Source organism: Bacillus sp. JNUCC-22 (genome assembly GCF_018861275.1).
In the GTDB taxonomy this organism is placed as follows: Bacteria; Bacillota; Bacilli; order Bacillales; family Bacillaceae; genus Bacillus; species Bacillus velezensis.
Genome location: NZ_CP076408.1, coordinates 1,444,249 through 1,457,383 on the forward strand (window position 1 = coordinate 1,444,249; position 13,135 = coordinate 1,457,383).

At 43.8% G+C, this 13,135-nt stretch carries 2 protein-coding genes; both read left to right on the plus strand.

All coding sequences use genetic code 11. From position 1 onward, the window contains the following. Positions 1-11 precede the first annotated feature (11 nt). Positions 12-5,723 (plus strand): type I polyketide synthase, encoded by a 5,712-nt coding sequence (locus tag JNUCC22_RS07370; protein WP_072589049.1) that lies wholly within the window; start codon positions 12-14, stop codon positions 5,721-5,723. Beyond that, positions 5,723-13,111: an SDR family NAD(P)-dependent oxidoreductase gene (locus tag JNUCC22_RS07375; RefSeq protein ID WP_216062241.1), complete on the plus strand. Its 7,389-nt coding sequence runs from the start codon at positions 5,723-5,725 to the stop codon at positions 13,109-13,111. The genes JNUCC22_RS07370 and JNUCC22_RS07375 overlap by 1 nt, the downstream gene beginning before the upstream one ends. Positions 13,112-13,135: the final 24 nt, after the last annotated feature.

Genomic DNA, 13,135 nt, shown 5'->3' on the forward strand with positions numbered 1-13,135 from the left:
GAATGAGACAGGTGGCCAGTAATCAAAACTATCAGTTCACATTAACAATTAAACATACGGACTATATTGTCAGGGATCACCGGGTGCATGGCACCCGGATTATACCCGGTGTCACATTTTTAGATATGATATACCGTATGGCGCTGAGCAAAGGTTTGCCTATTGAAGAACTCGAGTGTCAGAATATTTTGTATTTGGAACCTGTAGCAACATCGAATACCTTTGACAGAGAAATCCGCATCCGTTTTCAGGGATTGGAACAGGGATGGGAAATTCAGGCGAAGAGCAGAAAGGTAAAAGATGACCGCATCCTGGATGAAAGCTGGGATGAGAATATGACCTGCAGGCTCATGCAGAAATTCCCGGAAAGCATGAGTTCAATTCATATCGATGAAATCAAACATGCCTCCGTCCGTGAAGCCGATATGGAGATATGTTATGACTATTTAAAAAAGGTTGATATAGAGCATTTTGAATTTATGAAGAGTCTGGGGAAGGTTTATGCGTCTGATCATTCTGTACTTGCAGAGTTGTCGCTCAGCCAAATTGCCAATCAATATACCGGCTATTTTCAATTGCATCCCACTTTTCTTGATGCGTCTACCATCATATCGATCCTTTATCAGGCATGTCCCGAATATTTTACACAAGGATTTCCGGCAAGCCGGATGAAGACGTATATTCCCATCCATATTGAATCGTTCCGTATGACGAAGCGCCTGGAAGACAGGTGTTATGTGTACATAGAGAAGCAAGACCAAAATCATGATTCAGGGGATGTCATCCAAGTAAGTTACGGTTTGTACGATGCATACGGGGAGATGATCGCTTATTTTACGCGGCTGTCTGTGAAACATATTCGCTCAAAAGATTTAATTGAAAATCTGAAGCAGACTCGTTTGGAAACTGAAGCGGCTTCTCAGCCAAAAGACAGCCTGATCAGAAAAGATTCAATCATAAATCGAAGCGAAAGCATTGAGACACACCTTAAAGAATTAATATCCGGGGTTTCAAATATAGATCTGCGTGACATAAGGACAGACATTGGTTTTTATGAACAGGGCCTGGATTCAGCTTCTTTGCTTGCCATTGTCAAAGAACTTGAAAACAAAACAGGGGAACAGCTGTATCCTACACTCCTGTTTGAGCAGAAAACGATCCGGGAACTCGCCGCGTATATTAAAGAAAATCAAAGAATGTCCAGTTATTTCTTAACGCGAAATCAACCGGCTGAAAAGCCTGACATGAAAGAAAGTAAAAACGAAAATCTTTCCGCTCTTATAACAGAAGGAGACATTCAGCAGCTGATCGCAGATATCAAAGGGACTGCCCCTGAAACACTCTCTGTGGTAAAAGGTTTTTATGAACAAGGCCTCGATTCCGTAACACTTATGCAAGCCGTAAAGGCATTGGAAGAGAAAACAGGCAGGGAACTGTACCCTACTTTATTGTTTGAGTATCCGACGATTCAAAAACTTGCAAACTATTTTGCAGAGAGCGGCGAAAAAACTTCCGTTGAAAAAGACCTCCCTCTTCATCATGGAGAGAATCATACGGCTCTGACCTATTTAACGCCGCATTGGAGACAAAAGGCTGCCGCTTGGGACCCGAATTGCGGAAATAAAAAGAAAAGAACATGCCTGCTGTTTCAATATGACAGAGAGCTTTTTCATTTTATGCGGGAAAATGCTGAAAATGGATTCGAAAATACACAGATCATTCTCGTTTTATCAGGGAATCGTTTCTCCTATCACGGAGACGGTGTTTATGAGATAGATCACAGGGAGGAAGCTCACTTTGACAGGCTTGCAGCTGATCTGAAAAAAAGGGGGCAAATGCCCGACACCGTGGTTTACGGGTGGCCGGAAGGGTCATTTGCCGGCCCGGAAAAAATAAGTGAACAGCTTTCTAAGGGGGCTTACCCGCTATTCTTTTTCAGCCGGGCATTGATGCGCAGCAAGACGGAAAAAAAGGTTGTATCGCTTTTCCTTTATCCGGCGGACCATAAATATGATCAGCCGCTTTACGCTTCAGTCCATGGCGCAGGGCAGTCTATTGTGCTTGAGAACCCGAAACTGGCCCTTAAGACAATCGGGATATCAGTTTCAGACAAGTCATCGTTGACGGAACTTACAGCTGAAATCATCAGAGTCGAATCTACGGAAGCTCATCCGGGAGAAACCGATCTTTATTATGAAGGAAATGTGCGCTGGGTCCGTGCCTTACGGGAAGCAGAACCGGCTCCAAACTCAGATTTCACCTTTAAAGAAAACGGAGTATACATGATTACAGGAGGGGCCGGCGGCTTAGGCCTTATATTTGCAGAACATATCGCAGCCCAAACGAAAGCCAATATTATTTTAGCGGGCCGTTCTGAACTTACGGAAGACAAAAAGAACAAAATCAGCCGAATGAAAGCAGGCGGTTCTTCGGTTCAATATATAAGAGGTGATTTTTCAGATAGCCGCGATGCAGAGCGAATCATAAAAACCATTAAAAGGCAATTCGGAGAAATCAACGGTGTGATACACAGTGCCGGTGTGACGCACGACGCTTTATTGATTCAAAAATCAAAAGATGAAATTCAGGAAGTGATCGCTCCGAAAATAAATGGGACGGTCTTATTGGACAGCTTGCTGCAAACCGAACCTTTGGACTTCTTTGTGATGTTTTCATCAAGCACCTCGATGTACGGGAATATCGGACAGACGGATTACGCATTGGCCAACCGGTTCATCGATCTTTTCGCTGAGTGGCGTGAAGGAATGAGGCGGAAAAAAGAACGCTCCGGCGTCTCAGTAGCCATCGGCTGGCCGCTATGGGAAGACGGCGGCATGAAAGTGGATAAACAAACTGAAAAATGGATGAAACAAAAAATCGGTATGGTTCCTCTTAGTAAAACCAATGGGATCAAAGCTTTTCAAGATTCACTCTTTCTGAACGCATCACAGCTGATCGTGTTTGAAGGTGACAAAGAAAAATTGGAATCTGCACTTCAAGATACCTTCATAGAGGATGAAAACTGCGAGATCCAAATAAATGAGAAAGCTGATACAAGGCATGAGGACATTGCCATTATCGGATTAAGCGGAAAGTATCCGATGGCTGAAGACTTACCTGAATTTTGGGAGAATTTAAAGAGCGGAAAAGATTGTATTACAGAAATCCCGCCTGACCGCTGGAATATGGATGATTTCTTCAGCGAAGACAGAGATATGAAAGGGAAGTCTTACAGCAAGTGGGGAGGTTTTATCAGCGGAGCCGATCAATTTGATCCGCTTTTCTTTCATATTTCCCCAAGGGAAGCAGAACTTATGGATCCCCAGGAAAGGCTCTTTTTAGAAACGGCCAAACATTGTTTTGAAGACTCAGGGTACCCGAGAAACATGCTGGAAAAGATGAAAGTCGGTGTATTTGTCGGTGCAATGTGGGGCCAATATCAACTATTTGAAGGAGAAGAAAATGGAGTGGCTTTCTCGCCGGCGTCCGTCTATTCTTCAATTGCCAATCGGGTGTCTTATTATTTTCATTTAAAAGGTCCGAGTTTGGCTCTGGATACAATGTGCTCTTCATCACTGACCTCTATTCATTACGCATGCCAAAGCATACATTGCGGAGAGAGCGATATGGCATTAGCCGGCGGAGTGAATTTGTCAATACATCCGAATAAATATAAGTTCCTCAGCATGGGACAGTTTCTATCAAGTGACGGCAGATGCCGGAGTTTTGGAAAAGACGGAAGCGGTTATGTTCCCGGTGAGGGAGTCGGGGCCGTATTGTTAAAACCATTGAAAAAAGCAATAGAAGATCAAGATCAAATATACGGTGTGATTAAGGGAAGCGCCGTTAACCATGGAGGAAAGACGAGCGGATATTCCATACCGAATCCGGATGCGCAGGCGGAGGTCATTTCAGAAGCGCTTCGTAAAGCTGACATTGATCCGAATACCGTCAATTATATTGAAGCGCATGGAACGGGTACGTCATTAGGCGATCCGATTGAAATTCAAGGACTGAAAGATTCCTATCAATTGAACCATCCTTGCGCCATCGGTTCGGTGAAATCAAATATCGGACATTTAGAATCTGCGGCAGGAATCGCTGCGGTAACGAAAGTGCTTCTCCAAATGAAGAATAAGCAGCTTGTTCCTTCTCTGCATTCCGATATTGTTAATCCGTTTATAGATTTTGATCAGGTTCCTTTTCAAGTGCAGCGGAAAGCGGCTGAATGGAATATTCCGCAAAACAGCAATGCTGTTCATCCTTTGAGAGCCGGAGTAAGCGCTTTTGGGGCAGGAGGAACAAACGCGCATCTTATATTGGAAGCGTATGAGCCGCCAAAAGCTTTTGATCATCAAAGCGGCCGAGTGATCTTTGTTTTATCGGCTCAAGACAAACAACGGCTGATAAAATATGCAAAGGTTATGGCTGATTTTCTATCAGAAAATGAATCGAAGGATAACAATGATAAACTGCGTCTTCAGGATATTGCCTATACACTTCAGACGGGACGCGATCATATGGAAGAACGGCTGGCGATAGTGGCAGATTCCGGGCGGGTCATTGCTGAAGAGCTTTCAGCTTATATCAGGGGTGAAAAAAGCAACTTCAGTCATACCGGTAATACATTCGAATCAGAAGTTCACAATGAAATGCCTCACGTTTGTTCAGATTACGCCGAAGCAGCATCCAAATGGGTAAATGGAAGAAAGATAGATTGGGAGACTTTTGAGGTGAATCGGAATGCTCGCAGGATTTCTATTCCGGGACAACCGCTGATCAAACAGCGGTATTGGATAGCGGAAAAAGGGGAAGCACTTGTTTCAGCGGATGTGAGTAAGCCGACTCACCCTTTCTTGGGGAGTAACACGTCCGATTTTAATCAGTTCAGTTTCACGAAAAAAATCAGCCGTAATCATCCGTTCGCACTAAGTCTGTCTGAAGGAAACGTGTCCTTTTTCCCTTATGCATCTTTGGCTGAAATGGCTATCGTCAATGCAGCGGCGGCATTTGGACAACCAGTTCATACATTGACTGATTTATTGTGGACCGAAAGCATGAACGGAATAACTGATATACGGGAACTGATGATTACGCTGACGCCTGAGCGCGACTTTGCGCGGTTTGACATATATGCAAACACAAAAAATGAGAATAAAGTACGTCTTGCCAGGGGAAATGCGCATATTGCTAAGCCTGAAAGCGGTATGTTTCCTGAAGCGCTTGATATTGCTGAAGTCAAATCAAAAATGACTGAACATCCTGCTGAAGCGCCTTTTGTCATTGAATCAGCGAAAAACAGTGACGGAATGCTGTCGCTTCATTCATTGCCGGATGAGCTTTATGCAAAAAGAGAGAATTTTACGATCTCTCCTGAAGCGCTTGAGTCCGCGATTCAAGCCAGTGCGTTTTTTGTCAGCGGAGAAACCTTCCCGGAATTGATCGGAATGGGAGCGGCGGATGTCTATCAGCCTCTCGCTCAAAATTTTTATGTCTATACTCAAAAAGAGAACCGGCAGAACAGCCGTGATGTAACGTATCATATGACATTTACAGATAAAAACGGAAGCATTCTGGCAGAGTGCAGAGATGTGAGATTCAGATATGGTCATGAAAAAGACACTGTTCAGACGGACGACGAACTCATTCGTCTCCTGCGACAATTGGAAACCAATGATATTGATCAGAAGGCTGTATTGAAACAATTAATGGGGGAAGAATGATGAACGGAAAACGTGAACAACTCAGCGATATTCTTGATCTGATTCAAACAGGACAAATGTCGGCTGACGAAGGCTATGCCCGTGTGACATCCATTCAGAATCAAAAATCACGGGCATCGAACCATCCGCTTTTATATTACAAGCCGGAATGGACAGAATCGTTCATTCCGAGTAAGAAGAGCGTACCCTTGACGGGATTGCTCCTGATTTTTGCAGAAAATGAACGGCAAATACAAGAATTGAGCGGTTTGTTTAAGGACTGTACTCTCTTGTTTGTCATCCGCGGAAAAGAATTTGCTGTTTTACATGATGATACGATTTGTATGAACCACGTGAAAAAAGACGATTATCTAAAGCTGTTCCGATACATTCATGATCATTATCAGCTGCCCGAAAAGATTCTTCACTTGTGGTCTGATTCTCAGGCTGACATGAGTAAGGGAGGTATACAGAAACAATTGGAAAACGGATTGTTTTCTCTTCTGTATATTACACAGGCGCTGATTGAACTAAAATGGAAAAAGATAATAAAGCTGACGCATATTTTTCAAACAGAGAATAAAGAACAACTGCCGCTGCATCATGCTCTCGGCGGATTGGTGAAAACCGTTCACCAGGAACACCCCAATTTTCACTATCAGATTATCAATATTACGCAATCAGAGGGTGCGGGAGCCGCTCTTCCAGCAATAGCGGATATATATCAGAGAGAGTGTGACGAAAAACGGGATATCCATTTTGAAGTGCGCTATGAAAACGGCAGACGTTTTACGAAAAGCTATAATAAAGCCGGCTCATTCGATTTAACCCAGCCGCTGAAACATCATGGGAATTATCTGATTACAGGAGGCCTGGGCGGTCTCGGTTATATTCTGGCAAAACATCTGTCGGAACAATGGAAAGCGAATCTCATATTGACAGGGCGCTCTGATTTAACTGATGAGCAGGAGAAAAAGATCGAATATTTAAGAAGTTCAGGTTCAACAGTTGAATATATCCGATCTGATGTTTCAAAACAAAGTGATGCTGAACGGATGTTTGCTTTTGCAAAAGAGCAGTTCGGCACCTTACATGGAGTATTTCACAGTGCCGGCGTACTCCGTGACTCTTTTATCTTAAGAAAGACAAAAGAAGAAATTGATCAAGTCACAGGTTCGAAAGTTTATGGCACGCTGTGGCTGGCGGAAGAAATCAAAAAAATGAAAGTTGAATTACTTGTCTTGTTTTCATCCACATCGGCAGTCTTCGGCTCAGCCGGCCAATGTGACTATGCTTTCGCCAATGCCTGTTTGGATCAGTATGCAGCAGTTATGAGCGCAAAAGAGTCTGCCGAAAGGATAGTGTCAGTCAATTGGCCGCTATGGACTTCCGGCGGGATGAATATTGACGATGAAGGAATATCCTACATGAAACAGGAACTCGGTCTTGACCCGTTAGGTGACGGTGACGGAATACAGGCTCTGGAGAACAGCTTGTGTCAATCATCTGAACAGCTGATTGCCCTGAAAGGCCGTAAAGAAAAGATTGAGGATGTGCTGAAGCGTGCAGGCACAATCAGCTTACATTCAGACCAGCAGGAAGATGCCGATTTGCAAAACGATGAATTAAGACAAAATATCATCAGTTATCTGAAAAATATAATGTCAGAGGAATTGAAATTACCGGCCTCACTCATAGATGAAAAACAATATCTGGAGAAATACGGCATTGATTCAGTGATGATCATGCGTCTGACCAAAAAGCTGGAGCAAAGTATCGGCAGATTATCGAAAACATTATTTTTTGAATATCATTCAATATCGCAGTTAGCCGAATATTTCCTGAGTCATCACAGCGAACGAATGATGAAACTGCTGAAACCGGCCGGAACATCTGAACTTGTCTCATATCAAAAAAAGCAAAAAAGAAAACCAGTGGAAACAAAAGCGCCGGTACGCTCTGAAGGAGAAGGTTCAAAAGAGCACATGGCGGCCGATCCCCTTTCTGCTGATATAGCCATTATCGGTGTCAGCGGCAGATACCCGGGTGCGGAAAACATCAGGGAGTTCCAGAATGTGCTGATGAATGGACAGGATTGCGTAAGCGAAATTCCCGATGACCGGAAAGAAATGCTGGAGGGAAGCTGCTATAAGTGGGGAGGTTTTCTGAAAAATCCAGACCGGTTTGATCCTTTATTTTTCCGGATATCACCGAAAGAAGCGGCTTTTCTTGATCCTCAGGAACGTCTCTTTTTAGAGACAGTGTACAATACCATAGAGGATGCGGGTTATAAACCTTCAGATCTGACCCGCAAAAAGGTCGGAGTATTTGCAGGCGTCACATATGGAAGCTATCAATTTTTCGGCGTTGAAGAATCACTTAAAGGAAATGAACTGGCCGTCGGGTCTCCATTTTCTGCAATAGCAAACAGAATATCGTATTTCTTTAACTTTAAGGGGCCGAGTATGGCGGTTGATACAATGTGTTCATCCTCTCTTAACGCCATTCACTTAGCCTGTGAAAGTATACGAAGAGGAGAAAGCACACTTGCTGTTGCCGGCGGGGTCAATCTTACGCTTCATCCCAATAAATATACATTGTTAAATCAAAGCCGCTTCTTTGCAAGTGATGGCCGATGCCGGACATTCGGCGAGGGCGGTGACGGTTATGTACCGGGAGAAGGAGTGGGATCCGTACTTTTAAAGCCGGCGGCGGAAGCGGTAAGGGACGGAGATCATATTTATGCGCTGATTAAAGCGACAGCGGTCAATCACGGAGGGAGAACAAACGGTTTTACGGTTCCTAATCCAAATGGTCAATCTGAACTGATACAGGACGCGCTTCAGAAAGCTTGTATTGACCCTCGTACAATTAGTTATATTGAAGCTCACGGAACGGGAACTTCTCTTGGAGACCCGATTGAGATCACCGGGTTAACAAAAGCGTTTCGGGAATTTACGGAGCACACTCAATATTGTTCCATCGGTTCTGTCAAATCAAATATCGGCCATCTTGAGGCCGCAGCGGGAATTGCCGGTTTGACAAAGGTTCTTTTGCAAATGAAACTGAAAAAACTGTTTCCTTCCATACATGCGGAGACGTTGAATCCAAATATCGATTTTAAAGCATCTCCCTTTTATGTACAGCGGTCATTGCAAGATTGGAAGAAACCAAAACTGCAGGAAAACGGAAAAACAGTAACTGTTCCGAGAAGAGCGGGGATCAGCTCATTCGGAGCGGGAGGAACGAATGTTCATATCATTATAGAAGAATATGAAGAAACAAACGTCTCAACAGAACATGTTGAGAACGAACCGCATATTGTCCTGTTATCTGCCAAAGACAATGAACGTCTTCTTGAGTATGCCGAAAACATGAGAGATTTTATCCAACGTTCACTAAGTCCTGAAGTAAAGGATAAGCAGCCTGATATGAGAGAAAAGGTGTATGAAGTACTCAAACCGTTTGTTTCGGAATTGCTTCATATCCATCCGGAAGAAATTAATATTGCTGATCACCTGAGTGAATTTGGCGTAGGGCCTTTGGAATTAAGCCGGATGGCGGATTTTATTAACGAAATGTTTCATATTGAACTCACGATGTATGAATTAACTGATTGCCCCTCCATTCAAGCGGTTACTGAATACGTATTGAAGGAATATGCCGGAGCGATAAGAAACCTGTTCCCGAATGAAGTGATGGAAGGCAGCCAATCGGAAAGCGTCGTTTTACGGGATCTGGCATACACTACACAATCGGGCAGAGAAGCGATGGAGGCCAGAGCGGCGATTATCGGTACCTCTCTTAAAGAAATGAAAGATAAATTATTTGAGTTTTGCCGCGGTGACAAGCAAGTTCCAGGCGTATATGTTCATCAGCAATCAGCAGATGCATTTGCTGAAAAAATGAAGGCGTTAACGGAAGGCAGAGCAGGTGAATTGTTTGTAAAGACCATTATTGAGAACGGTGAAGCGGAAAAGCTGGCTCAATTATGGGTTTGGGGGGCGGATATCGACTGGAAATCCGTTCATCAACATTTACAGCAGCCGGGTAAACGGATCTCAATTCCGACTTATCCGTTTGCAAAAGAACGTTATTGGGTTCCGTCCAGGACTGAGAAGACAGAGATCCCTCAGCATTCTTTTCAACATCACTTGCAAAAAAAATGGAGGGAGAATCCGTTTGTCAATCCATCCGAAACAAAAGAGTACGGACTGACAGTAGCATTTGTAAATCAAGACACAGAATCAATTGCCCGCACCATTTGTTCGGATATAGATCAGGAGAATCTGATTGTCATCAAACATCACTCTTCATTTATAAAACACTCTGATCAAATGTTTGAGTGTTCTTTATTAGATGAAAACCACGCATACGACGTTATCCGTGAGATCTTCTCGGGCGGTGAGCGGCAGGTCGAAAATATATTTGATTTCTCAGATATCGGAAACCAGAGTGACAATCAGAACGGCATCCCATATGGTAAATTCTTATTTATACAAGAAATAATTAAGCGGAGTAAAAAGGAAACACCATTATCCATTTTACAAATCACCAATGGCTTGCAGGTATTTAAAGCGGAAAAACCAAAGCTGACGGGGGCAGAATCAGCGGCTTTTCTGAAAGCCCTTTCTGCGGAATACGGCTTTGTTCATGTGAAAACAATAGATATAGACAGCATGAAAGAAACGCATGAGCTGAAACAAATCTTTAAGAATGAAAGGCAATGTACCGGAGAGAATGAAGTATGCTATCGCAGCGGCGTCAGATATGTTCCGTATTTTGAAGAAGAAAGAATCCATACCGGCGAGCCTGTTTCATTTCCTGCGGATAAAGCCATCGTGATTTCCGGCGGCACAGGGGGCATTGGCAGAGCAATAGCTGAAGATTTGGTGAAACGGGGAGTGAAAAAACTCGTGCTGACGGGTACGCGTCCATTACCTTTGCGAAGTGAATGGGATCATTTGCTGAAAGAGGGCAGACAGGACGAAAAGACAGTCAGCAATATAAAACTGTTTCAAAGTTTTGAAGAGAAAGGTGTCAACTATCTGTATTACAGCGGTTCTCTCACAAATGAAGAGAAGCTGCGTTCATTCTTTCACCAAGTAAGCCTTGAATTTAAAGATATAAGCGGTGTCATACACTGTGCCGGACTGCACAGCGGCGGAAATCCGGCCTTTATTCATAAAAGAATGAGTGAATTTAAGACGGTGTACGGGCCGAAAGTCACTGGACTTCAGAATTTGGAGCGGATTTTTAATAATATGCCGCTGGATTTCTTTATTTTATTTTCATCAATTGCAGCACAGTCACCCAAACTGTCGAAAGGAATGACTGATTACGCGTCTGCAAACGCATATATGGACTATTTCGCGGCTTATCATTTTCAAAAGGGGAGAACGTATTTCACGTCCATCAATTGGCCGAGCTGGAAAGAAGTCGGAATGGGTACTGTGACGAGTCCTTTATATGATGAATTGGGACTGGACTCTCTATCCACACGGGAAGGACTGGCGATTTTGTATCATGCACTGGAGAGAAAATCGGCCAATATCATTCCTATCGTGAAAAAAGGAACAGTGTTTCATGCAGACAGTCTCCTGAACATCAATAAAACCGGCAAGGCTTCGGTTCCAGTCCGAAGACAGGAGACTCCCGACACTTTTGATCATTCAGAAGGGCTTGTCAGTGAACTTTCTGCCGTATTTGCCGAGGAATTGAGCATTCCCCTTGAAAAGCTTAACCCAAATACGGATTTTCAGGAATACGGTGTGGATTCTATACTACTTGTCAGCATTATACATCGAATAGAAGCAATGATTCAGAAAAAAATTGACCCTACTGTGCTTCTTGAACACAACACGATTCATGGTCTTGCGGAATATATCGGTAAGACGGCGCCGCCGTTGAAGAAACAAATCGAACAGACTGATTCTCAAAGCAGCAATCAGCAAGATATGCAAGATATGCAGTCTGGGACGAGCCGAAATACAGAACCGCAGACGGCTTCCTCTGCAAAGATAGCTGTTATCGGAATCGGATGTAAGTTCCCTGGAGCGGCTGATAAAGAGGAATTTTGGGACAATCTGAGAAAAGGGAAGAATCATATTAAAGAAGTACCTGATTCCCGGTGGAATATAGAAGAAAATTACTCTCCGGTGCAGCAAAAGGGAAAAAGCATCAGCAAATGGGGAGGATTTATCAATGAAATCGGCAGCTTCGATCCGGAGTATTTCCGCATGGAAGAGGAGAAAGCCATCCAAACGGACCCGCTGATAAGACATTTCTTAGAAACGAGTGTACAGACTGTACGGGATGCCGGTTATGAAGAAACGGAATTATCGGGAAAAAAAGTCGGCGTATTTGTCGGTTCCAGAATGGGCGGCTACGGTCACAAACTGCCGAAAGAAAGCAGCAGCCACATCGTCGGGCTTAGTCAAAACTTTATTGCTTCACATGTGTCGCATTTCTTTAATTTTCACGGTCCAAGCATGGTTTCTGATACCGCTTGTTCTTCTTCATTAGTCAGCATTCATTTAGCCTGCCAAAGCATAAAAAACGGTGATTCAGAGATGGCGCTGGCAGGAGGAGCGGATCTGCTTTTGGATGAAATTCCTTACCTGATGTTAACAGAAGGAGGAGCTCTTTCGCCGGACGGTCAGTGTTTTACTTTTGATGAAAGGGCAAACGGCTTTGTACCCGGAGAGGGTTTTGGCGCTGTTCTGTTAAAACCGCTGGAGAAAGCGAAAGCTGACGGAGATCGGATATACGGTATCATTGAAGCATCAGCTATTAATAACGACGGTGCGACAATGGGAATTACGACCCCGAATCCTAAGCTTCAAGAGCAGGTTATTCAAGATGCATTTGAAAAAGCCGATATCACTCCCGGATCAGTCAGCTACGTCGAAACACACGGCACAGGCACGATGATTGGAGATCCGATTGAGCTTCAGGCTCTGACAAAAGTATTCCGAAGAGACACAAACAAAACGCAATTTTGCGGAGTAGGAAGTGTAAAAACCAATATCGGACACTTATTAAGCGCTGCCGGAGCGGCAAGTTTCATTAAAGTGATTTTATCAATATGGCATAAGGAAATTCCGCCTACATTGAATTGTGAAACGCCAAATCCCCGCTTTGAATTTGAAAAGTCGCCTTTTTATCCGAATACAGAGCTGAGAAGCTGGAAGGATGGAAAACGGAGGGCGGGCATCAGCGCTTTCGGTTTTGGCGGAACAAACGCCCACCTTTTGGTATGCGGCCTGAATGATTCATATCATTCCGTCAGAACGCCGCTGCCGCCTGCCGAGTTTGTCAGAAAAGAGTACTGGCCGGATTCAAATCGGAAAAAACAAATCAAACAGAATAAAAAACGGCTTCTTGAAATTATTGATGAAACAGAGTAGCACCTGCTCTGTTTCTTTACTTTG